The sequence below is a fragment of the Pseudoalteromonas arabiensis genome (assembly GCF_001550155.1).
In the GTDB taxonomy this organism is placed as follows: domain Bacteria; phylum Pseudomonadota; class Gammaproteobacteria; order Enterobacterales; family Alteromonadaceae; genus Pseudoalteromonas; species Pseudoalteromonas arabiensis.
Genome location: NZ_LRUF01000024.1, coordinates 24,253 through 47,946, shown reverse-complemented (window position 1 = coordinate 47,946; position 23,694 = coordinate 24,253). Strand labels below are relative to the sequence as shown.

Genomic DNA, 23,694 nt, shown 5'->3' with positions numbered 1-23,694 from the left:
ACAACAGATTCAAAAAAGCTCTATTGAGTCATCAGGGCGTTTGCTCTCTTGAATCCCTAGCTCAGCGTACGATGTTACCTGATTACGACCATTATTTTTAGAATGATATAGTGCAACATCTGCTTTTTGAACAAGGCTTGCGACCATTTCAAACTCACAAATAGGTAAAAAACCGCAACTGACGGTTAGATTTCCAACTTGAGGAAAAGGATACTCTGCGACACAAGCACGAAAACGATTAAGTGCATTGCGCGCATCTGTTTCATCAGACGCTTGAAACAAAACAGTAAATTCCTCACCACCGTAACGAAAAACATAGTCTTCAATGCGAAAATTATTTTTAAGCAATTGGGCTACCAGTAAAATAACTTCATCACCAATAACATGACCAAAATTATCATTAACACGTTTAAAATGATCAATGTCCACCATCGCCAGATACCAGTGAGGATGGTATTGATGATCTTTTGGCTCAAGTGTCGCTTCTGCTGCGATATCAATCACTTTTTTATCAAAGGTTTGTCTATTTAATAGCTCAGTAAGGGGATCTAATTTAGACTTGTGTAGCAATGACAATTGGTTAGCATAGATATTTAGCATATAAATGGCTAACATACTTGAGCGATCTGAAAGCTCTTTTTCAGACTCTATCACCAGCACACCCATCACATTTCCTATATGGTAAATGGGCACATAGGTAGAAATAACCCCATAATTGCGGCTAATGCGAATTTTGTTGCGACTGACTTTCTCTATTAACTCACTTACTTCATGCTCATTTAACTCTTCAATAACTGAGTCTTTGTTAAGTAAACGAGCTGGTAGCCCAGGTTTGAATAACTTGTTCACATAAATAGCGAACCGTGAAAACTCTTCGAGCTCCGTCACCGCATTGATAAGCGCCTGATCAAGTTCAGGCTCTTCTTCTTGTTGCGTTATTGAGATTATCCAGTCATGTCCGCAAGCGTTTGCTGGCATTTAGAAAGCCCCCTAAACTAACTATAACTTTAGTCTAGTTAACTTTATAAAAATTACTAAAAAACTACAGTAAAATCATATCATCTCGATGGATAACTTCACTGCTGGGTGCAAATGCAAGTAGTTCGGTTATTTGCGATGAATGGCAGCCTTTAATTTGATCAATTTCTTGGTGGTTAAAATTAACAAGACCTTTAGCAATACACTGCCCTTGATTAGACACTACTTCAATCACATCACCGCGCTCAAACTGTCCTCGCACAGTCTTTACACCTTTTGCTAGTAAGCTCGCGCCACGCTCTTTAAGCGCAAGGCTTGCACCATCGTCAATCACTAATTGCCCCGTACTTTTAGGCCCTGCAAGTAACCACTTTTTGCGGCCATCTTTTGGCGCTGTAAGTTTTAAAAAACGTGTACCAGGAAGCTTGTCGGCCATGCAATTTAAAATCACATTTTTGCCCACACCTTTGGCAATAATCACCTCAACACCCGCGCGACGTGCAATATCGGCAGCTTGCAGCTTGGTTGCCATACCACCGGTTCCAAGTGTTGTACCACTGCCACCAGCAAGCTCTCTGAGTTCATCATTAATATGCTCAACTTCGTTGATAAGTGTTGCATTGGCATCAGAGCGAGGATCGCCAGTAAATAGCCCTTCTTGGTCAGTTAACAGTAACAGCTTTTCCGCATTTGCTAAAATCGCGACTAAAGCAGATAAGTTATCGTTATCACCGACTTTAATTTCGGCGGTGGCCACGGCGTCATTCTCGTTAATAATTGGCACCACATTGTGAGCAAGTAGCGCATTTAAGGTATCGCGAGCGTTTAAATAACGTTCACGGTCTTCTACATCGGCGCGAGTCAGTAGCATTTGCCCAACATTCACACCATATAAAGCAAACAAGCTCTGCCAAATATGAATAAGCTGCCCTTGACCAATTGCGGCCAGCATTTGTTTTTCAATCAAAGAACGGCCACAGGGGGTAACTAGTTGCTCGCGTCCAGCAGCAACCGCGCCACTTGATACTAAAACAACCTGATAACCCTGTTTTTTTAATTCGCAACATTGGCGAACAAGTTCAACCATATGTGCTTTATCTAATTTGTCTGTACCGCCAGTCAATACACTTGTACCTAGCTTTACAACAACGACGTGTGGCCTTTGCATGTGTGTTTTAAAGTCTGTAATAAATAATAGAGAATTTATATATACCAGTTAACAGTTTTTGAACAAGTAAAAAAAATTCATGCTAGGATCACGCTCTCGTTTTTTACTCAATATCGACACCTATGCCAGCCAGTATATGCTTAATCATCGCGACCTTTTTATGGGGTAGCTCTTACATTGCGTTAAAGCACGCAATCAATGTTTACGACCCTGTGTTAGTGATTTTTTTAAGAATGCTAACCACATTACTGATTTGTTTATGTTTATGGCGCTATGTGATCCGCTTTGAGTTTAAACAAGGTGACTGGAAGTATTTAATTGGTATGTCATTAGCTGAACCCTGTTTTTATTATTTATTTGAAGGGCATGCCCTTGAATACACGTCAGCATCACAAGCAGGGGTAATCGTCTCTTGTTTACCAATTATTGTCGCCATTTTGGCGTTCTTAATATTAAAAGAGTACATCAGTAAAGCTATTGTCGTTGGTTTTACCTTGTGTATTGGTGGCAGTATTTTATTAACGCTGTTATCACCAAGCACTGAACAAGCCCCTAATCCACTACTTGGTAACTTTTTAGAACTGATGGCGATGGTGTGCGCCGCCTTTTATACCGTAAGCGTAAAACACTTAGTGACACGCTATTCACCCCTTACCTTAATTGCAATTCAAGGTTTTAGTGGTAGCTTGTTCTTTGCGCCTTTTTTATTTTTTATCGAACTACCGAGCGAAAATCAGCATGATTTAAGTGCCCTATTGAGCATTCTATATTTAGGCTCATGTGTCACGTTAGGTGGCTATGGCATGTACAATTACGCCATCAGTAAAGTGTCGGTATTAACAGCTGCCGCCTACTCTAACCTCATTCCTATTTTTGCGTTAATTTTGTCAGCCATCCTACTAGGCGAAGTACTAACTGTGTGGCAATGGGTGAGTATTGCGGTGGTATTCGCCGGTGTTATTGTTAGTCAACGTCATCAAGAGCTCAAAGTTGACGTAGACGACGATAATTTATCAGCGGATACCAATAGCCTAAATTCAGTTCCTGACGCTAACGAATCAAAAGGATAACAGGTTAATAAATAAAGGCCTGATTGCGCTAAAAAGCCCTGTTCGCTTTGATGAATAACATCAATGCTGCGAACTTGATAGTGTTCAACCTGGCCATTTTGCAACTGCATAGAGAATTGCTCACCTACAGCGACATGTTTTAGAAATGCAAAGTGGGTGTCGTTATGACCGGCAATCACTACCCCATTTTTGCTGCCAAGTTCTCCACTTGGTAAAAAGTGCCCAGGGGCAAACGCGAGGTTTCGCCCCGACGCACCAGCAAGTACCGTCAACTCTTGCTGCTGACTTGGCCAATTTATGCGCGCGGTGACATAACCATCGGCGTAAAACCAAGGCCTCACTTGCTCATTAGGTCTTTGCAAAGCTTGCTGCCAAGCCGACTCAATTAGCGTCTGCGCAAGCCAAGCTTTCGCCTGCATATAACCGCCATTGGCAAGTAATGCGATGCCAAGTAAGGCGCTGCAAACTGGCAACGCTTTTTTTAGCGTCGCCATTGCCATAACCCCGAAAAAGCAAGTAACAGTAACCCAAGTAGCATAAATACGCGGCTTTGTCCGTCGGTTTGCGGTAGCGTCATGCCGTTAGGGAGTTTGTTGGCTACTTGCATTGAACGCTCTGCAATCTCATTACCCGCATAGTTATCAACCGCAATAAAGGCTGTAAAAGGGCTGAGCAAATGGTGCTGAAGTGCCAATGCTTCAACTTCTGCGCGCACCGCATCCTTTTCGTTATAAAGCAGCAGTGACTTAATTTTTTGTCTTGCCCAGAGTCTAGCGATACCTTCACCGTTTGCAGCATTGGCCGTTGCTAAGTTAATGGTCATGGGTCCTGTGTTTGTTTGCCCTTTTAATGTTAAGTGCTGACTGCCATCAAGCTTCATGGCAACCAAAACCGGCTCTGAAAAATACAAGTCAGGTAACGGCGAAGGCCAGTATTCAAGTGCTGCTTTATCGCCTTCAAACGCAAGCTCTGTAACAGCAGGATGTGCCAGCTTATCAAAAAGCAGCTGCATTTTTGGCTGTACTTGACTAGTGCTACTAATAAAAGTAAAAGTACCACGGCCAATATCAGCCGCTCTGGTCATAAAAAAGCTATTAGGCGCACTGCCAATACCCACAGTAAAAAGCCTGCTGTCACCCAAGTCAGATTGAATTTGCTTAAATAACTGCGTTTCGTTACCCACACTGCCATCGGTTAAAAACACCACTTGGCGTACAAAGCCATCATGCTGTTTGCCATCAAGTACCTGCGTCAGTGCTTTTGCGATTTCGGTGCCACCATCTGCTTGAAGGCCATAAATAAAGCGTTCAGCGCGGCGAATATTAAAATCATTAGCAATCATCGGCGTGTCACTTAATAGCGAGACTTCGTTATCAAAACCTATGACATTAAAACTGTCATTTTCATCCAGTAACGATAAGGCATAAAACAAGGCCTGCCTTGCCTGCTCCATAGATTGACCATGCATTGAACCTGAGGTATCAACAACAAACACCATCTCACGGGGAAGCCGTGCTTGCGAGGTAAAGTGATCGCTTGGCGGCACTAGCATTAATAAGCCATACTCTTGCCCTGCGACTGTTTCGGTAAAAAATGCAGCCTGTGAGTGAGCTTTATCAAGGGGTTTAAATGTTAGCTGAAAGTCTCTATCCATCGGAATGTCACGATTAAGCGATAATTGATAACGGCCAAAACTCGGGTTATCGACTTGCATACCGTCTAAGTTGGCGTTGATGTAACTAAGCTCTAGGCCAATATCCATCGAAATTGCAAGGTTTAGGCTCGCATCAGACTCTTGGCTTTTAGCATGGTGAAAAACAGGTTTTAGCCAAGCTGATGCCACTTGCTCTGTGTCAGTTGTTGGCTCAAACTTTTTCTCTGTATTAACTGTTTGCTGAAGATCTGCCGTTAAAGGTTCGTATCGCGGCGTAATAGTGGTCGGAAAACGCAACGAAAATACACCATCACGAAAACCGATGATCTCTTGGTATTGCAAGGTAATTTCAATTTCTTCCCCTGCTCCAAGATTTGCCACATCAGTAGAGAAAATATTAGCACGTTGCTGGCGCACTAAAGCGGCACGTTTACCCTGCTTTTGAGCTTGCACAAATTGCTGTTCAGCCTGCTGCTTAAGCGTAATATTGCCTGTGATAATGCGCTCACCAATTTGCATTTGCATGGCATGCACAGCACTTTCATCAGGTAACGGAAACACATAGCGGGCATTGACCGCAAATGGATGTGGGTTTTGATAACGTTGTTTAACAACAACATGATTAATCAGCCCCGTGAGTGTCATAGTGACATCGTTTTTCACTAGTAACCCCGACGACACCTGTCTATTTGAGTCATCATAAAAACGCAATTCGGCACTAGCGTTAGCAGCGAACACAGGGCTAACAGCATAACCTAACAGCAGGATGAAAAGGCTCATATACATGAGCCTTTTGGTACGTTTACTCAACATAATTAGTCACTCCATCGACCGATGAATTAGTGGTTACTTTGCGCTGTACGCAAACTACTTTGTGTCACAGGGCGCGTCGTCAATGTTACGCGGCGGTCAAAGATGTTGTCTTCGTAGTTATTTGAATCAGCAACACTTTGCTGCTCACCAAAGGCGGTTGCAGTTAAGCGGGTATGCGGCACGCCTTGTTTAATTAAGTAGCTTTGCACGGCATTTACACGCTGCTTTGAAAGCATTAAATTAGCCAACTCATCACCGCGCTGATCTGCAAAGCCATTTAAATCGATAGCCAGATTTGGCTGGGCAATCAGTAACTGAGCTACTTTGTCGAGTTGATTAGCAAAGTGCGGGGCAATTTCACTAGAGCCCGTTTTAAACTGCACCGTCATGGCCAGTAAAGTATTAAGCTGGGCTTGTAGTAACTGCTCTTTTTCATCCGCTAATAATTCAAGCTGCTCACTTAGGGCGGCGTTATCGGCTATCACTTGTTGGTAATCTGCGGTTTGCTCTTTCATTACGACTAATGCGTGAGCTTGTTCATCAATGGTGTTTTCTGCCGCTTCTTTTTCACCAATTAAGCCGCCTGCAAATGCGCCCACAAACGCGCCAATTGGACCGCCGACTAAGCCGCCAACTACGGCACCAGCACTAAGGCCTATCGCTGTTTCTTTTGGTGTATCTTGCTTTGTTTGATTTGCAGCAACCGCATACTGTGTTGTTGATAAAGCAGTGGTAATGACAGCGGCAATAATTAATTTTTTCATGGTTTAATCCTTTTTTACTTAATTGCTTGGCAACATTGGTTGGTGTTGCGAACTTGGTATGGAGCTATTAAAACAAGTCGAAATGGCAATAAAGGGGATCAAAAAAGGCAAACTGCTGAGCAATTGTGGCAGAAAAATGGCAATCGCATTTTTGCCAGTACGCAAGGCAAAAAATTAGGTATAGTTCGCTATAGAAAGAATTTAAGTAAGTATTAACAATGAAGAAAATAGCAATCGTTGAAGATGAAACAGCAATCCGCGAAAACTACACAGAAATGCTCAGTGCTCAGGGCTATGAGGTGGTAGGTTTTGCTGACAGAGCAAGTGCTGAACTGGCATTTAGTCAATCTTTACCAGACTTAGCCATTGTTGATATTGGTCTTGGCCATGAAGTAGATGGTGGTTTTTTACTTTGCCAAACTCTACGCAGCCTTTCTAAAACTTTACCGATTATATTTTTAACCGCTCGCGATAGCGAAATTGATACCGTGTGTGGCCTGCGCATGGGTGCCGACGACTATTTAACCAAAGACATCAGCATGGCGCATCTTGCTGCGCGAATTGGCGCACTATTTAGACGCCTCGATGCATTTGATCAACCCGCCGATCAAACCGCTCTTTTGCATCGCGGCACGTTAAAGTTAGATACCCAACGCATGCAGGTTTTTTGGCAAGAGCAACTGGTTGATTTAACTGTAACAGAATTTTGGATGGTGCATTCACTTGCGCAGCGTCCAGGTCATGTTAAAAGCCGTAACGAATTAATGAGTGATGCGAAAATTTATGTTGATGACAGTACGATTACCTCGCACGTAAAACGCATTCGAAAAAAATTTATTGCTTTAGATGATGCATTTGACTGCATTGATACAGTTTACGGTATGGGTTATCGCTGGGAGCAAGCTTAATGCTGCGTTTGGGGCTTAGAACAAAGTTTATTTTCTTATCCTGCTTTTTATTTTTATTACCTTGGCTTGGCTATGAGTATGTGTGGGAAATGGAAAAGTTCTTAAGGCAAGGGCAAGAAAAAACCTTAGTGGGCACAACACGTGCACTCGCCACCGCATTACATGAGCGCCCCGCTTTGTTTGACTCGCAAACCAACTTTTTAGATCAAGTGGTAAAAGGCCGTGATTTATACGCTTACAACCTAAATAACCCGATTCAACTTGATGGTAAACTGTCGGAGTGGCAGCCTTATCAAAGCTTATTTTGGCATTATGATAAGCGCTACTTACAAAGTTTAAGCAATGATCATCAACAGAGTGATCTTAGTTTTGATCACATGGTGGGCAAATACGAAAACTACCTTTATGCGGCGTTTAAAGTCACAGACAGCTCTTTGGTGTATCGTGCTAAAAATGTGCTTAGCTTTACCCGCAACGATCACTTACAGATCATGTTAAAAACACCTGCAGGTGAATTTAAACGTTATGTGGTGGCTGCCCGTCAAGATGGTTGGGTCAATGCCTTTGATGCTTCAACACAACAGCCGGTCACTAAAATTCAGGGGTATTTTAAAAGCACCGACACGGGGTATAACATAGAGCTGCGTTTTCCACTTTCGATGTTAGGTAATAAGCTCGGTTTTGCGATTGAAGATTGGGATGAAGGCAAAACTGAGCCTCAGCTTATGTCGACCTCAAACCTACAAAATCCCAATGATATCGGCTCTGTTTTAGTGCCTTCGCCAGAAATTAACCGTATTTTGAAAGGCATGGGCCACAGTGGCAGTCGAATTTGGGTCGTCGATAACCATCATCGTGTACTTGCGCAATCAGGCTCAATTCATCATGCCGATGGCGTTTGGGCAGATGGCCTAAAAGATGCGCCCGCAACAACGTGGTGGCAACGCTTTGAGCAAGATTATTTGCATCCTCTTTACTATAAAATATTAACTCGCCCAGAAAATGAATTTATTGATACCTTACATGATGTCGCTGCGATGCAAGGTACTCATATAGCCAGTGCTTTAAATGGTAAACCCGCATCATCATGGCGCTTAACCCCAGATAACAAAGCCGTTATTTTATCTGCTGCCTACCCTATTTGGATCCAAGATAAAGTGATTGGTGCAGTAATCGCAGAAGAAACCACCAATGGCGTGCGCACTCTGCGTAATAAGTCGCTAGAGAAGCTATTTAATGTCATTTTAGCGGTGATGCTTGTGGGCACTGTGACCCTGTTCTTTTTTGCGTCACGAATTTCCAGCCGTATTCGCCGCCTGCGTGATAATGCCGAACAAGCCATTGATGCCCAAGGGCGTATTACTGGCAAAATAACCTATGCCGATTCGAATGATGAAATTGGTGACCTTTCTCGTAGCTTTGCCAATATTGTTAGTCGTTTAAGTGGTTATACTGATTACTTAGAAAATATGTCATCACGACTCTCCCATGAACTACGCACGCCTGTGGCTGTTGTTCGCTCATCACTTGAAAACTTACAGATGCAGCCGCAATCTGAATTGAGTCAAAAATACCTCGACCGTGCCAGTGAAGGGGTTGAGCGGTTGGGTAAAATTATTACCACCATGAGCGAAGCAACGCGTCTTGAACAAAGTATTCAAAGCGCCGAAGCTGAAGAATTTGATCTGAGCAAGGTGATCACAGGCTGCATGCAGGGCTATCAAATAACCTATGGTGAAAGCCTATTTACCTTGTCGCTTTGTAAAGAGCCGTTAAATGTCAGTGGCGCACCCGAGTTTATCGCTCAATTGCTTGATAAGCTCATCAACAATGCACTTGAGTTTAAAACTTCACAAAGCACAATTTCAGTCAGCTTAATCAAGCAAGAGCAACATGCATTATTAAAAATCAGCAACCAAGGACCTCTGCTACCTGACGGTTTAGTTGAACACATTTTCGACTCAATGGTCTCGGTGAGAAGTCAGCAACATCAACAGCAGCCCCACTTAGGCTTAGGTCTTTATATTGTAAGGCTTATTTGTGATTACCATCACGGTAAAGTAGCCGCTGAAAATTTAGATGATGGCACGGGTGTTGTGTTTACTGTGGAGCTGCCTATTAAATAAGCGAATTTGTGTTACATATGATTACAGTTTAATGACGCATTATTCACCGATAATTCAGCTTCAACTGCTTAGTATTTGTCGTATAAATGGCAAATTCGACATTAAGGGGGGTATCATGCAGTCTGGATTACAACGCGAGGAAATAGAGTTTATTATGGGACTGTATAACTGTAATGATACAGCCGACAAACCAGTCAAACCTAAAAAGCCAGTAAAAAAAGCGGCCAATAAAAAAATTGATGCAGCGCAATATAAGTCACCAAGTTATTTGACCTAATCAATCTTAGCTCATTACAATAGCGCACCTTTGCAATGTGACGCTTTGTTATGAAAAAACACTCTCCAAAAAAAGAACTGATCTTACTGCCTGTTTTATTCGTCGCTATTCTGCTTTGTGTCGTAGGACACTTCTTACTTCAGCCAAATTATCAAGACAATCATACAGTGGAGTATTTACTAGCTGCATTGCCTTTTGCTTTATTTGGCCTAGTGATTATCGCCTTTAAAATTGCTAGTAAAAGCGATAATCAGGATTAGTTTATAAAACGTGATAACCAAACCAATCCGGTTTCATTGCTTGTGATTGCCCGCTTGGAGTTAACTTGATTGATAAGTGACTATCGAGCAAGTCAATCGCAAAACAATCATCGACATCGTGTAAATCATCCTTATGGAGATGGCTTAGCCCTGCAAGTAAAGACTCTTTTGCACGTTGTTTAGCTTCTTCACTGCTGCGAGCAACATAAAGTGCAAAATCATGCTGCTCTGCCAACCTATCAGCACGATAGGCACCTAGATTCACAAAATATAGTTTTTCAGGTTGTGCGTGCGCTTCTTCAACAACCTCTACCTTGTATCCATCAATGTGCTGGATTTGCATGTAACTATCCATGTGCACATTGTTTTTATCACCGACCCACTGTGCTTTTAATTTTGAGTATGTTTGTTCAATTGTACTTCCCACCACAAATCGCACATCATGCATTTCTATGTGGCAACCTTGAATACGTCCACCAAGGTAGACTAAAAAAAGTGACATGAATTTTCCTTATGCTAGCTCTACATTAAGTTTTCTACATTAATGTTGTGTTTTTTTATTAGCTTATAAAAATCTGAACGGTTCCGTTTTGCAAGCTTAGCGGCCTCTGCGACATTGCCGGCTGCCATCTTTAAGGTATTGATTAGATAGTCGCGCTCAAACTCTTTTTTCGCATCATTCAGCGAAAGCGGTTCCGCAATACTTACATTACTATTGAGCGCAGACTCCACCAGCTGAGCAGAGATGACTCCGCCTGGCGTCAAGGCAACAACTTGTTCAATTACGTTTTGTAGTTGGCGAATATTACCCGGCCAATCATACCTCACTAGCGCATGCATCGCATCGCTTGCAAAGCGTTTTTCGTCTTGATTCATGCGCTTTGCTATCTGCCCTGCAAAATGCTGTGCCAGTAAGCTTATATCTTCACGGCGTTCACAAAGAGGTGGTAGCTTTAAATTAACAACGTTCAATCGATAATAAAGATCTTCTCTAAACTGTTGGTTATTTATCGCTTCAGGAAGGTTTTTATGGGTGGCAGATACAACTCTGACATCAATTGGAATTTCTTCTTGGAAACCAACAGGGCGAATCGTTTTCTCTTGTAATACGCGTAGTAACTTCACTTGTAAGTTCAGTGGCATATCACCAATTTCATCTAAAAACAGTGTGCCGCCTTGTGCTTGCTGAAATAAACCTTGGTGATCTTTCACAGCCCCTGTAAAGGCACCTTTTTTATGCCCGAATAATTCCGACTCTAATAGCTCACTGGGTACTGCACCGCAGTTAATCGCTACGAATGGACCGTCACTAACGTGGCTATGCTGATGGATTGCTTGCGCAAGTAGTTCTTTACCTGTGCCGCTGGCACCAGATATGAGTACGTTAACCTGTGTCGGCCCCAGTAACTTAACCTGTTCAAGTAAATGCAGCATCGCGCCGCTTCGCGTCACGATATTGGTTTGAGTGGGCGCTTCCTCGCCGTGCACGCCATGGATCTCTATTGCTTTTGCTAAGCTGTCAAATAACTCATCTTTATCAACAGGCTTTGTAATAAATGCAAAAATCCCCTGCTTTGTCGCCTCGACTGCATCAGGAATCGAACCATGCGCTGTCATCATAATGACAGGCATAGATGGGTAGCGGCTTTGCAACTGACGATGCAACGCCATCCCGTCCATTTCGTCCATTCTTAAATCGGTAATTACCGCGTCGTAGGTTTTACTTTTAAGTTCTTGAAGAGCCACAATGCCACTTTCAGCAGTACTCACTTGATAGCCTTTAGACTCGATTCTTATTGCTAACAGCTTTAATAAACTCGCGTCATCATCCACTAGTAACACGCGAGGTTTACTTACTTCATTCATACTTACTGCTCCTTAGTCTCTTCGCGAAGAAGAAGTTGCTGCTCAATCGTAGCCAGTGACGACAGTGTTTTTTCCATTTTTTCGGTTAATGCTTGCTTTGCTTGTTTCGCTTTTAAATGCTGCTTAACACTTTGCTTTTGAAGCCAAAAGTACTGCTTTATATCATCTGGCCAATAGTAAGCTTGATCTGTTTTGTCTAGTAAAGCCAACGTTTTTTCTGGGTTTGCTTCGCTCTCTAGACACAGTGATTTAAACAACGCTTTGATTTCTTTTTCACCGACATAACTTACTTTTTTATGTGTGTTTTTATAGCCTCCGCATTGCTGGGCATGCCAAGCAATAACAATATTTGCAGGTGGATACATTGGCTCACTTTTCGGACGCGGCTTGGGATTTGGCTCTCCCTCTTCGGGTGTTACATGTTTTTTATTAACTACTTGCTGCGTTTGCTCTGTTACAGGCTTAGGTTCTAGCAACGAACAGCCCGAGAGCATTAGTGCAGCAATCATCATAAAATTGGCTTTATTAGCTAAGCCCATATCAGTTAACTCCCTGGGTTAATTGAATTGGTAATATTACGGTAAAACAGCAGCCATGCGGGTCGTTGTCTTCAAGCTTTAGTTCACCGTTTAATTGTTCAACTGTTTCTTTCACAATAGTAAGTCCTAAGCCACTGCCCATCTCAGCTTGGTTTTTGGCATTCTTACCTTGATAAAATGCACCAAAAATAGACATTTTTTCGGATTCATCGACACCAATGCCAAGATCGCTCACCGACACCATAAGCTTACTGTGTTTAAATGTCACCTTAATGGTAACTGCTTCTTTTTCTGGTGAAAATTTTAATGCGTTGGAAATAAGCTGCACTAAAATCATTTCTAATAATTCCGTTGAAATATAAAGAGAGCGACTAGGTAACTCATTTAACCAAAGCAACGATTGGTCTCGCGCTATTAGGCGATGTTCAAAATGTCGCTCTATTTTGCTCATCATCACCGAAAAGTCTAATTCGGTGATGCTCTCCTTACTGGTGCGAATTGCATTATAATTTAAAAGGCTTTCAATCATAATGCGTAACCGCGCCATACTTTGCGTAATAAGCTCTAATACTGCTTGCTGCTCTGCATTAATAGGTCCAACTATTTCATCAACAAGTAGATCTGTTCCTTCAACCATAGAAGCCAATGGGGTTTTTAATTCATGTGTAACATGACGTAAGAATGTATCTTTTTGCTGTTCAAGCATATGTAGTTGCGCTTGTACCCACTGTAACTTGTTGCCCAACTCAATCAACTCAGCAGAACCTTTAACAGAAATATTTTGTTGCCAATGTCCTTGTCCCAGTTTATCGATAACAGATGTCAATTCGCGTAAACGCCCACTGATCCGCCATAAAAACCCGCCACTCACCAGCAAAGTAATAGGGATCAATGCCAATAGCCAATTTATAAATGACGCTTGTAAGGTTTTTAAGTGTTGTTGGTTTTTCGTAATGCGTAATTCATTCTGATCACGTAGCCACACCGTTTGCTCTGCAATTAGTTTACTGGCTGGTGCAAACAGCTCACCATCTTGCTTTTGTTCATCTACTAAGTGTTGCTGAGCAAAGCTCAACACATCAGCTAGCTGCTGCCATTGGTTAACGTAATCTGGTGAGGGACTCAAAAAAATTAGCTCATCAATGCTTTGCAAAGATGACTGCCATTTATTTGCAATTAAGGTATCAAGTGATTCACTTTTCAACACCCAGTTTTGCCTCGTTGCTCGCTCAAGGCTATTTAGATCTTGCTTAAGACTATTAAATGTTTTGGTTACTAAGTAGTTATCGCTCACTATTTTTTGAGTGACAGCAAGCTGCTTGTTGAGCGCATTTAAAAATAGGATCACCACCAAAGATAAAGGCAATAACGATAAAAGAGTACTAAATACAAACTGCCCGATTAAGTTGGGACGCCAATCGAGTAGGTGTTTGAACTTGCTGCTAGCTTGCCTTTGCATAGGTTTCCTTCAAGGTGTGACAGGTATAAATTATCTATGAGCTAAGTTATACACTGGCTGAATTTTATCTGAAATTCAGCACTATTTTCACTAAAAAATCAATATCGTTGCAATTTGGAGACAAACTAAACAACTGATTTTAAAAGGTTAAATTTAAAAGTTTATTTTCCCGTTGCAAAAAAGACACAAAACCATGTAAGAATTTCTACCGACACACGCTCAAAAACACATAAAACATTGATAATTAAGAGATTTTAACTTTGGCATTGTTTTTGTATTAGAGTAAATAATTAATTTTCTTAGGAATTAAAATGAAGAAATTAGCCCTTGCTGTGCTGACGGCTGTGTGTTGTATCTCAACAGCGACTTATGCCCTTAATTTAAATGATTCTTTTAAAGAACTGGACAAAGACAGTAACGGTACTTTAAGTGAATCAGAGGCATCGGAAGACGCACTGTTACACGACAACTTTTCACAAATTGATACGAATCAAGATGGCCAAATTTCTTTTTCAGAATTTCAATTGTTTGTTCAATAGGAGATTGTAATGAAACAACTTATTGCCGCTTTCTCGCTGATGTTTTTAGTGATCAGCGCGACCGTTTTAGCATCACAAATGGATGTACGTTTCGCTAAATTTGATACGAATGCCGATGGTGAAATTTCGCTTACAGAAGCCACACAACATGAGGACTTACTGAAGCAGTTTGCTGATCTAGATAAAAATGACGATCAGGTTCTATCAGAGCAAGAGTTTGAGAAATTCAAACTTTAACGACTTAAAGTGTTTGCCATAATCCCTGAGGGAGTGTGTAAACGGATTTAATTTTGGGAATTAAATTATGGCAAGCACTTTCACTAACAAGGAGCGCAGTATGAAAATAGTCTCAGTTATTTCACTAATCCTTATTACATTTAGCTTTAATAGCTTTGCATTAGATGTAAAACAACGTTTTAATCATCTCGATAAGGATAAAGATGGCTATTTAAGCCCTGACGAACTTACGCCTCAGCCTCATCTTAAAAAGCGTATAAGTCAGTGGGATCAAGATAATGACAAGCGCATATCACTCCTTGAGTTTAAAAATTATTTAACAAGTAAGAGCTAACAAACAATGACAAGATTAACCATCACCAGCTTAGTTTCATGTTTTCTTTTTAGTACTATGAGCTTAGCCTCTGGCAGTATTGGTGAGAAGTTTAAACAACTTGATCGCAATGATGACGGCTATTTAAGTCGCTCTGAATCAGCACGAGACCCAGCACTTTGGTCTCGTTTTCAAAGTTACGATAAAGACAAAGATAACAAGTTATCGCTCGCAGAGTTTGAAGTTTACGCTAGCAAATAAATTGAGGGTGTGCCAAGCACCCTTCCCCTGCCATTTTTGTTCAAGTAGTTGCAGTTTATTACAACTCTGATACTGTTTTTATAAATCAATAAAAACAAGACAATTATGAAATTCATCATCGGCTTACTCGCATCAGCATCACTATCCTGTTTTGCAAACACAACGGTCATCTATAACGTCAATGGCTACACACCGACCTATAAAGGGGATACTAAGCAGTTTTCAACACTGGTTATTAAAGACGGCAAGGTGGTCAAAACAGGCAATGACTCCTTAAAAGCCAGTTATCCTGATGCAACGGCCCTAGATGGTGAACAGGCGACTTTACTACCTGGGCTTATTGACGCTCATGGCCATGTTATTGGCCTTGGTAATAACCTATCACAACTGGATGTTAGAAATACCCGTTCAGTTGATGAGGTAGGAAAAAAGCTCGCAGAATTTGCGAAAGATAAACAAGGCTGGATCATTGGTCGTGGCTGGAACCAAGAGCAATGGCCAGGCGCGCAATTTCCTACGGCAGCAGACTTAGACCGCTATGTAAAAGATAAGCCTGTGGTACTGTCTCGAGTTGATGGCCATGCGGTGTGGGTTAATTCGAAAGCCATGGCGCTTGCTGGTATCGAAAAAGACACTCGCTCTCCTACTGGTGGTGAAATTTTAAAACTGGATTCAGGGCTAGCTTCAGGTGTCTTCATTGATAAAGCAGAAACACTAATAACCCAACATGTACCAAAAGCAAGCCACGCCAGCATTAATACTGCTTTAGATAATGCAGGTAAACATTTGCTCAGCTTAGGCATTATATCAACTCATGATGCGGGTATTGATTATGATACGTGGCAAGTTTACAAAGAACGTGCCGAGCAAGGCACTCTACCGCTGAGAATTGTTGCTATGTTAAGCGCAAGCGACCCAAAACTAGACACCATGTTAAAAGCGGGTCGCTATAAAGATATGCATGACTACATGTCAATCAGAAGCGTGAAAGTATACGCCGATGGTGCGCTGGGTAGCCGTGGTGCTGCGCTAATTGATGAGTATGCTGATCGAAAAAATTACCATGGCTTAATGCTTGAAACACAGCAAAAACTCGAACAACTTTTCACCTTAAGCTTTGAAAATGGTTTCAGTGCGAACACCCATGCTATTGGTGATAAAGCGAACCGTATCGTATTAGATGCCTATGAAAAAGTATTTAAAAAATCTGGGGGGATTTTGTTACGTAACCGTATTGAGCATGCGCAGATTGTTACGCCCGACGATATTCCTCGCTTCAAATCACTAAAAATTATTCCCTCAATGCAACCTGTGCATGCCACGTCTGACATGCATATGGCTGAACAACGCTTGACCGATAAACAACTTACCGGTGCATATGCTTGGAAAACATTTTTAGAGCAAGGTTCAATTGTGGCTGCGGGCTCTGACTTCCCCGTGGAACTAGCTGACCCATTCGATGGTTTATATTCAGCCATTACTCGCATGGATCACAACCAGTTACCAAAAGGTGGTTGGCGGCCAAAAGAGCTATTATCGAGAGATGAAGCTTTGCGAGCGTTCACTTTAGGCGGCGCTTATGCTGCTCACCAAGAGTTTAAATTAGGCAGTTTAGAGCAAGGTAAATGGGCTGACTTTATTTTAATAAACAAAGACTACTTTACAGTTCCAGTTTCACAAATTCATGATATCAAGGTAAAGCAAACATGGATTGGTGGCGAACTAAAATATCAACGAGACCGCTAAACGGTCACTATTTAGCGTCAGTGGATGACTGACGCTTTAATTTAATAATATGGTAAATATTCACAAACGTCAGGAGTCCATTTGTGAATGCAACAGGAATGGCGTCAATTGCTATACCGTAACAAGTAAAAGCAATACATCCGGCCAAATTAAACCAACGCAGCTTAACCACATCACTCATTGTTAAAGAAGCGACCAACAAAGCAGACGCTAAATAGCCTAAATATTCCCAACTCAATTGTTCTCTCCTAGGCTTTAGGTTAGCATTAGAGCTTGTCATTTTTTTTGACTTACTCATTGCTACTTTAACAATGAAAATAAAAAAGCTAACTTACTGAAAACCTTATAAAGCACAGTGAATACTTTGCTTAAAATCATTAACACGGGAAATGAAGGTAAAAGCAAGGCATAGCCTAGCTAGCAAGTTAGCGTGAATTCTTAGAATCTTAATGCTAACGTCATTAAGGTGTAATAAATAGGACAATTGTCCGAAGAGCGGCGTTAATGTTTCAATATCATTTTTCAAGTTATCTCGTTGAGCAATTACTTACTTTTGCTGGAAGTCGTTACCAACAAGCAAAAAAAGAAGTGCTGATCCATCAAGATCAACCTCTGTCTAAACTTGTATTAGTTAGAAGCGGAACTGTGTCGCTTAGTTATGATGTGGGTAATGGCCGCAGACTCTTACTCGGCCAGCTTGATTGTAATAACACCTTGATTGGCGAGATTGAAGCGCTAAACAACTTACCCTGCATTTACACAGTGACCTGTTTTAGTGATGTGAGTTATAACTTAATTGAGCTAAAACATTGGCGCTCACTGTTGCTAGAAAAGCCAGAACTCAGCTTGTACACAGCACAAACTATTGCTGCTAAGTTTCAAGAGAATCAGAAAATAAATCTCGATAAACTCCTATTGCCACTGAGTTATAACATCGCAAAAGACTGTTTATTAAGGGCTGAGAATAATAACCCAACACTGCTACGCGCCTACCCTACGGTTAATGCAGAAGCCGAACGGTTCGCAACCACTGAACGTGCTTATCGCCGCGTAGTGACAGAGCTGGTAGAAAAAGGATTAATAGTAAGAAGCAATCAAGGACTCAAGGTTGTTGATATAGAAAAGCTAAGCAACTATGTTGATAGCTTTTCACAATTGTGAGTATGTACCTACATACTCACTTCAGCTAAGCGGTAATCTACTTATTTAATAGTAGATCTTGAATGTTTGCTAAGTCTGACTTGCCTTCAATAATTTCATCTGGCGTTAAACCTGACAGCTCATGAGGGAAAACTAACCACTCATCAGACTCATGAATATAATACTCAGGTACCATGTCTACTTTTGAGTTTTTAGGCTTGTAATATGGGCAAGCAACACGAATATCTCGCGGTAAATTTAAGCGCATTAATTCAGAAAGTTTTTCTTTTAAAGCAAAAATACTACGTCCAGAATCAAATACATCATCAACAATCAATAACGAGTCATCTGCGTCGGCATTTTCGATAATATAATGCAAACCATGTACTTTAATTTCTTTTGATTGCTGATTAATACCGTAATAAGACGATGTACGAACAGCAATATGGTCTGTCTCTATACCTTTGTAATCGTAGTACTCTTGTACTGCGATACCGATAGGAGCACCACCACGCCAAATACCAATGATGAAATCTGGACGAAAACCATCTTCATAAACTTTAGCAGCAACGCGAAACGAATCTTCAAGTAACTGCTGCGCAGTGATATAGCACTTATCTGACATAAATAGAGACCCCAGTGTGAATTGATCATTCAAGTGTAGTTAATGAAATTTAAACTAACCACTTGATGAGAAAATGTGGGGCGAGATTTTATACTAAATGATGAAAAAAATCTTGTATCAGTTTGTAAATCACATTAAAAAACAAAAAAGCGCCTAATAAAGGCGCTTTTGGTAATATACTTCGTGTAGTACTCAATTAAGCTTTTTCAAGCAACGTTCTAGCAACCGTGCGCATACCTTGTGTTGTAGCACCCGCGGCCCACTCACTCGTACTACCCATATTGAATGCTGCAGCAAGGTCAATGTGCACCCAACCTTTACCATCGTTAGGAACAAAGCGCGATAAGAAGCCAGCAGCATTTGACGCACCGCCGTAACCGCCGCCTTTTTGTGGGCGACTATTTGCTGTATCAGCATAAGGCGATGGGCAGTTTTGTTGGTGCCACTTTTCAAGAGGGAGTGGCCATGCTGCCTCCATTTCTTGCTCTGCAAAATCTTGTACTTCACGCACAAAGTCTTTATCAAGGCCAAATAATGCATTGTACTCTTGACCTACAGCCACAAGTGCAGCCCCAGTTAGCGTTGCCGCATCAATGATTAATGGTGCGCCAGTTTCACCCGCAGCCATTAAGCCATCAGCAAGTACTAAGCGGCCCTCAGCATCGGTATTAACAATTTCAACTGTTGTGCCATTTTTATAAGTAAGAATATCACCTAGTTTATAAGCATGACCTGAAATTAAATTTTCAGCACAACATAAAAACAGCTTAATGCGTTTATTCACGCCACGACTAATAGCAAGCGCTAAACCAGCAGTAACCGTTGCTGCACCGCCCATATCGCATTTCATACCAAGCATGCCTTCGCTTGCTTTAATTGAATAACCCCCCGAATCGAATGTGATCCCTTTACCCACAAGAGCAGCATCAACAGGGGCATTGTCGTCACCGGTTGGGTTGTAATCTAGCTCTAATAATACAGGTGGACGCTCACTACCACGGCCTACAGCGTGAATACCTATCCATTGATATTCTAAAAGTGCATCACCTTTAATGATTTGGTAACTAACGTGCTCAGGCGCTAATGACTGAATAAACTCAGCCGCTTTACCTGCCAAGCTTTCAGGAAAAATATCATCGGCAGTGCCGTTGATCATTTGGCGAGCCCATGTCGCTGATTTTGTTAATGCAGCCAGTTCATTGCTATCTGTTTTTGCGTTTTCGGCAAACTCAACTGCATCTAAATTTTTTGGCGATACAAAGCCTTGATAAAAAGCCCATTGTGTTTCAGTGCACCAAACATCACCCGTTAGAGCAACATTCTTTAAGCCTTGATTCGCTAACGTACGCGCTGCTTTTTGTACGTTTTTAAGTGTATCTTGCTCAGTTAAATGAACGGTTGCGCCTTGTTCAGTAAAAGAAAGAGAGGCTTTTTCACCCCAATGCGCGGCAGCACCCTGCTCGCTAAGTTGAACTAAAAATTTTTCCGACATGTTAGAATACTCTTTGCGCTGAAAATTGTTTATCGAGTTTACTACAGCGAACGCGACATCCCAACCGCTTGCGATAAATAACCTTTACTAAACAGACTAAGGGTGCATTCTATGTCGCTATTCATTTACAATGAACGAACGCGTTTAATCAAAACAAAATTATGCATTTTTTACCACCTTTACAATCTGCTAAATTGCTCAAACGCTATAAACGTTTTTTAGCGGATCTTGAGCTAGAAACTGGCGAGCAATTTACCGCCCACTGTGCCAATACAGGAAAGATGACTGGTTGTGCTGAGCCTGGGTTTAGCGCTTATTACTCAACCAGTGATAACAAAAAACGAAAATACCCACACTCTTTACAGCTTACTAAAAATCATTTCGGACAGTTAATTTGCGTTAATACCGCAATAGCCAATCAAGTGGTGCATGAAGCATTAACACATAATGTAATAAAAGAGCTTTGCGACTACAGCACAATTCAAGCTGAAGTAAAATATGGGCAAGAGAACAGTCGTATCGATTTTTTACTCACCGCTAATGACAAAGCAAATTGCTACGTTGAAGTAAAGTCGGTGACATTACTAAGTGAAGATAACCCCCAATCAGGACAAGGCTATTTTCCCGATGCGCAAACAGTTCGTGGCCAAAAACATATCAGAGAACTTATCGAAATGGTGCAACAAGGGCATCGCGCCGTATTACTTTTTGCTGTGCTACACGAAGGAATTAGCCAAGTCAGTGGTGCCAAGCATATTGATGAAACGTATTGTTCGTTATTAACACAAGCCATTGATTGCGGTGTTGAGGTGTATGCTTATAAAGCTGATATCTCGGCCAGTGCTATTGCACTGACCGAGCAAGTTCCATTTATTGCTTAGTCATTGAAATATCTATTTCATCAATTAAGTTAAGTGCAATATCAGCCTCTTTGTAAAATAGAGGCCTCAACTTAGCCGTTTGCGAATAATAACGACTTTGATCATCAAAATGCTCTGAACGTGAGTCAGAACTTTGCGACATAGTCAGTAATCCTTTTGCAACCGGCCCATCTTCAGTAAAGTTCATCACAAACATCCAACTTGAACCATAGTTCACTGGGTAACCTTGTGATGATAAATTAGAAGCCAAAGGCTTACCCGTTATTGCATCAGGTAATGTTTGATAGTCTGCATAAGGAATTAATGTAGAACGAGTTAGATTACTTCTATCAAACCGAAAGACATTGAACCCTCCTTCAACATGCATCGGCCCAGCCCATGGCAATTGTTCACCCGAAGCATGACCACCAGCCAATGATTTTTCGACAAACTGCAAATCCGCTAAAGTATCTGTTAATGAGATACCATTTGACTGTAAATTAAGCATCGCGTGCGCCAATACTTTTAATGCAACTTTGTCTTGGCGTAAAGTATGGGGAGTATTTGCAGGGTCTGTAACATCAAAATTAGTGTATAAATGAGCAGACGGATTAAACAAGTGAGCAAATTCACGAATTAATGCTGCCCCCTGAGTCTCTAAATTCATAGCCCCATTCCAGTTCGATAAAATATCGCAAGCAGGACTTACATCAACCGCAACATCGCTCGTAACCTGTACAGGTACATCACCTTGTGCCTGACACTGCATAGCAAGATCTGCAAATACAAGTTCACCTAAATAAATACGGTTGCCTACCAGTGCTTGCTCTAATTCATCAAGAGTGAACTTAGCATCTTCGCCACCGCCATCTTGCAATAATTTTAGACCCATCCGCGTACGTAATGAGAGTGGTGTATGAACGTCACCATACTGAGCTGCAAAGCCAACAAGTGGCTCGTTTAGGTTTGTAACCCAATAACTATCATTTGAATTTTGTACATAGTCGGTGCGGGTGAGCTGAGGAGCTTCGGTAAATGGCGCCTTACCCTGACTTTCAAATAGCTTCATATTTCCTGGCACTAAATCAAATCCAGTTGATTCTCTTAAGGCCACAAGTTCAGGTTGTAGACGGATGGCTAAATTGGCTGTGTCATTTAATTTGAGAACGGTACTATCATCCACATAAAATACATTCCCAGCTTTATCTGCCGCCATGGTGTTGTTGAATGACACCCCATCAAACTTAGCGAACGACTCTTTCATATCATCAAGACTCACCGCCTGATTAAGCGCAGACCACTGGGCAACCACATCCATGTTAAATTCATTCGCATCTTTAATCGTAAATGCTTGGCTATCATTCCAGCCTAAACCATTAGCGGCGGGTGTCTCTAACATCAAACCATGATGGCTGTAATAAAATGGTTTTTGAAGCTCAATGGTCGTATTGGGGCCAATGGCAACCTCAACTGAAATTGTTTTACTGGTTATCGTATGCAGCTCATCTTCAACACGATAACTCATACGATCATCTTCATTTAATGCAAGTTGATAAATTAAAAAGTGACGTGCTGTTGAGAAGGTATGTGTCCATGCAACATGTTCATTAAAACCGATATTAATCACCCCCGGCATACCTTGCAAACTCCCTCCCATCACATTCATTGCACCGGGTACGGTTAAATGTGACTGCCAAAAACGTAGGTTTCCTTCATGGGGAAAGTGAGGGTTTGCTAATAATCCACCTTTGCCATTGGCCATCATCTCTTTACCCAAACCCCAACCATTAGAACCTAAATGCTTAAATTTCTTTTCTAATTTAAATTGCTTTGCTTGTTGATTGACATTTTTAACTAAACTGGAAACAGCGCTTGGCGCATTGCTACTTGGCACAGGCAAATACTCATCACCGTCGCCAGGGTTTGCAAAAAATGCGAGCTCTAAAAAGTTTGCTGAACTTGCCAACTGCACAGTTGCCATTGAATATGCCAGCATATCTTGTGCGGTTAAGCTTATCACCCAAGGTGCTGACGCACATTCAGGCGCTAGATTCGCAGCCCCCGTGTCATTGACATATTTATTAAAGCCTTGCACAAATCCCTCAAAGTGAGCACGGCTGGTTTCATCCAGTTCATCATAATGCTGTAATGCATATTCATTAACCCCTAATGCTTTGTAACCAAAATCAGAAATTAAGTGTTTAGAGTCACCACTACCAGCGACTTGGTCAGGGCCATAATATTTAGCACGTTCGCCGCGAGTTTTAATAATTTGATCCATCAACAAACAAGCATGATCTTTGGCATATGCATAACCACTACCAAATGCCAAGCTCTCAAGGTTTGTTGCCGTAATATGCGGCACACCGTAACTTGTCCAACGAATATTAGCTTCAAGTGTGCTGCCCTCGGCGAAGTTTGGAATAGCCACCTTTACGACCTCTTCAGGTTCAGGGGTTATCGTGACAGGTGGTTCAGTAACATCATTATTGCTATCAGAATTACAGCCCACAGTGAGTAGTGCTGCGGCAACACTGAATACTAAAGGGTGGAGTTTCATTGTGCATCCTTATTATGGTTATTGTATCCATTGACCAGC

Annotated in this window: 25 protein-coding genes; 12 read left to right on the top strand and 13 right to left on the bottom strand. The window is 41.6% G+C overall.

Annotated elements, in window-relative coordinates:
- Positions 1-9 precede the first annotated feature (9 nt).
- Together PAARA_RS13460 and proB are read right to left on the bottom strand one after the other, a co-directional pair.
- Positions 10-978 carry a GGDEF domain-containing protein gene (locus PAARA_RS13460; RefSeq protein WP_062569546.1) on the bottom strand — a complete coding sequence of 323 codons (969 nt, stop codon included), beginning with the start codon at positions 976-978 and terminating at the stop codon, positions 10-12.
- A 64-nt stretch (positions 979-1,042) separates the two neighbouring features.
- On the bottom strand, positions 1,043-2,146 hold the full coding sequence (gene proB / locus PAARA_RS13455; protein ID WP_062569545.1) for a glutamate 5-kinase: 1,104 nt from the start codon (positions 2,144-2,146) through the stop codon (positions 1,043-1,045).
- A gap of 122 nt (positions 2,147-2,268) precedes the next feature.
- Between proB and PAARA_RS13450 the strand changes: the two genes are divergently transcribed.
- Entirely contained in the window at positions 2,269-3,216 is a 948-nt protein-coding gene (locus PAARA_RS13450) for a DMT family transporter (protein WP_062569544.1), read from the top strand.
- On the opposite strand, the gene PAARA_RS13445 is transcribed toward PAARA_RS13450, so the two are convergent.
- Genes PAARA_RS13445 through pdsO form a run of 3 tightly spaced genes read right to left on the bottom strand, consistent with a single transcriptional unit; the run spans position 3,123 to position 6,447 of the window.
- The gene (locus PAARA_RS13445; RefSeq protein ID WP_062569543.1) at positions 3,123-3,710 is read right to left on the bottom strand and encodes a class GN sortase; all 588 of its coding nucleotides are present in this window, start codon (positions 3,708-3,710) and stop codon (positions 3,123-3,125) included. The genes PAARA_RS13450 and PAARA_RS13445 overlap by 94 nt on opposite strands.
- A complete protein-coding gene (locus tag PAARA_RS13440; protein ID WP_062569542.1) occupies positions 3,698-5,683 on the bottom strand; it encodes a marine proteobacterial sortase target protein in 1,986 nt (661 codons plus the stop codon). Before PAARA_RS13440 ends, PAARA_RS13445 begins: the two co-directional genes overlap by 13 nt.
- Before the next feature lie 26 nt (positions 5,684-5,709).
- A complete protein-coding gene (gene pdsO, locus PAARA_RS13435; RefSeq protein ID WP_062569541.1) occupies positions 5,710-6,447 on the bottom strand; it encodes a sortase-associated OmpA-like protein PdsO in 738 nt (245 codons plus the stop codon).
- A gap of 218 nt (positions 6,448-6,665) precedes the next feature.
- Between pdsO and pdsR the strand changes: the two genes are divergently transcribed.
- The 4 genes from pdsR (at position 6,666) to PAARA_RS13420 (ending at position 10,018) form a co-directional block, all read left to right on the top strand.
- Positions 6,666-7,355 carry a proteobacterial dedicated sortase system response regulator gene (pdsR, locus tag PAARA_RS13430; RefSeq protein ID WP_062569540.1) on the top strand — a complete coding sequence of 230 codons (690 nt, stop codon included), beginning with the start codon at positions 6,666-6,668 and terminating at the stop codon, positions 7,353-7,355.
- Positions 7,355-9,481, top strand: coding sequence for a proteobacterial dedicated sortase system histidine kinase (gene pdsS / locus PAARA_RS13425; RefSeq protein ID WP_062569539.1), 2,127 nt, complete (start codon positions 7,355-7,357; stop codon positions 9,479-9,481). Before pdsR ends, pdsS begins: the two co-directional genes overlap by 1 nt.
- Before the next feature lie 115 nt (positions 9,482-9,596).
- On the top strand, positions 9,597-9,758 hold the full coding sequence (locus PAARA_RS20560) for a hypothetical protein (RefSeq protein ID WP_157066206.1): 162 nt from the start codon (positions 9,597-9,599) through the stop codon (positions 9,756-9,758).
- 50 nt (positions 9,759-9,808) lie between these two features.
- Entirely contained in the window at positions 9,809-10,018 is a 210-nt protein-coding gene (locus tag PAARA_RS13420) for a hypothetical protein (RefSeq protein ID WP_062569538.1), read from the top strand.
- A 1-nt stretch (position 10,019) separates the two neighbouring features.
- Here PAARA_RS13420 and PAARA_RS13415 read toward each other — a convergent pair whose 3' ends face one another.
- The 4 genes from PAARA_RS13415 to PAARA_RS13400 are packed head-to-tail and all read right to left on the bottom strand — an operon-like array spanning position 10,020 to position 13,882.
- A complete protein-coding gene (locus tag PAARA_RS13415; RefSeq protein WP_062569537.1) occupies positions 10,020-10,520 on the bottom strand; it encodes a DUF1543 domain-containing protein in 501 nt (166 codons plus the stop codon).
- A 20-nt stretch (positions 10,521-10,540) separates the two neighbouring features.
- Positions 10,541-11,884, bottom strand: a complete 1,344-nt coding sequence (locus PAARA_RS13410) for a sigma 54-interacting transcriptional regulator (protein WP_062569536.1) — start codon at positions 11,882-11,884, stop codon at positions 10,541-10,543.
- A gap of 2 nt (positions 11,885-11,886) precedes the next feature.
- Entirely contained in the window at positions 11,887-12,423 is a 537-nt protein-coding gene (locus PAARA_RS13405; protein WP_062569535.1) for a hypothetical protein, read from the bottom strand.
- Position 12,424: 1 nt separating this feature from the next.
- Complete coding sequence (locus PAARA_RS13400; protein ID WP_062569534.1) at positions 12,425-13,882, bottom strand: sensor histidine kinase; 1,458 nt, start codon at positions 13,880-13,882, stop codon at positions 12,425-12,427.
- A 311-nt stretch (positions 13,883-14,193) separates the two neighbouring features.
- Between PAARA_RS13400 and PAARA_RS13395 the strand changes: the two genes are divergently transcribed.
- From PAARA_RS13395 to PAARA_RS13375, 5 genes are all read left to right on the top strand, one after another.
- Positions 14,194-14,421: an EF-hand domain-containing protein gene (locus PAARA_RS13395; protein ID WP_062569533.1), complete on the top strand. Its 228-nt coding sequence runs from the start codon at positions 14,194-14,196 to the stop codon at positions 14,419-14,421.
- A 9-nt stretch (positions 14,422-14,430) separates the two neighbouring features.
- A complete protein-coding gene (locus PAARA_RS13390) occupies positions 14,431-14,658 on the top strand; it encodes a hypothetical protein (RefSeq protein WP_062569532.1) in 228 nt (75 codons plus the stop codon).
- Positions 14,659-14,758: 100 nt separating this feature from the next.
- Positions 14,759-14,992 carry an EF-hand domain-containing protein gene (locus PAARA_RS13385; RefSeq protein WP_062569531.1) on the top strand — a complete coding sequence of 78 codons (234 nt, stop codon included), beginning with the start codon at positions 14,759-14,761 and terminating at the stop codon, positions 14,990-14,992.
- Positions 14,993-14,998: 6 nt separating this feature from the next.
- Positions 14,999-15,232 (top strand): EF-hand domain-containing protein, encoded by a 234-nt coding sequence (locus tag PAARA_RS13380; protein ID WP_062569530.1) that lies wholly within the window; start codon positions 14,999-15,001, stop codon positions 15,230-15,232.
- 105 nt (positions 15,233-15,337) lie between these two features.
- Positions 15,338-16,978 (top strand): amidohydrolase, encoded by a 1,641-nt coding sequence (locus PAARA_RS13375; RefSeq protein WP_062569529.1) that lies wholly within the window; start codon positions 15,338-15,340, stop codon positions 16,976-16,978.
- Between the two features lie 7 nt (positions 16,979-16,985).
- On the opposite strand, the gene PAARA_RS13370 is transcribed toward PAARA_RS13375, so the two are convergent.
- Entirely contained in the window at positions 16,986-17,216 is a 231-nt protein-coding gene (locus tag PAARA_RS13370; protein ID WP_062570023.1) for a YgjV family protein, read from the bottom strand.
- A gap of 266 nt (positions 17,217-17,482) precedes the next feature.
- Between PAARA_RS13370 and PAARA_RS13365 the strand changes: the two genes are divergently transcribed.
- Positions 17,483-18,139: a Crp/Fnr family transcriptional regulator gene (locus PAARA_RS13365; RefSeq protein WP_062569528.1), complete on the top strand. Its 657-nt coding sequence runs from the start codon at positions 17,483-17,485 to the stop codon at positions 18,137-18,139.
- 37 nt (positions 18,140-18,176) lie between these two features.
- Here the strand turns inward: PAARA_RS13365 and PAARA_RS13360 are convergent, their stop codons facing one another.
- Both PAARA_RS13360 and pepB read right to left on the bottom strand, forming a co-directional pair.
- Positions 18,177-18,743: a phosphoribosyltransferase gene (locus tag PAARA_RS13360; protein WP_062569527.1), complete on the bottom strand. Its 567-nt coding sequence runs from the start codon at positions 18,741-18,743 to the stop codon at positions 18,177-18,179.
- A 196-nt stretch (positions 18,744-18,939) separates the two neighbouring features.
- Positions 18,940-20,235, bottom strand: a complete 1,296-nt coding sequence (gene pepB, locus PAARA_RS13355) for an aminopeptidase PepB (RefSeq protein WP_062569526.1) — start codon at positions 20,233-20,235, stop codon at positions 18,940-18,942.
- Positions 20,236-20,396: 161 nt separating this feature from the next.
- Here pepB and sfsA point away from each other — a divergent pair, with 161 nt between their 5' ends.
- Complete coding sequence (sfsA, locus tag PAARA_RS13350; protein WP_062569525.1) at positions 20,397-21,116, top strand: DNA/RNA nuclease SfsA; 720 nt, start codon at positions 20,397-20,399, stop codon at positions 21,114-21,116.
- Here sfsA and PAARA_RS13345 read toward each other — a convergent pair.
- Positions 21,106-23,655 carry a penicillin acylase family protein gene (locus tag PAARA_RS13345; RefSeq protein WP_062569524.1) on the bottom strand — a complete coding sequence of 850 codons (2,550 nt, stop codon included), beginning with the start codon at positions 23,653-23,655 and terminating at the stop codon, positions 21,106-21,108. The genes sfsA and PAARA_RS13345 overlap by 11 nt on opposite strands.
- Positions 23,656-23,694: the final 39 nt, after the last annotated feature.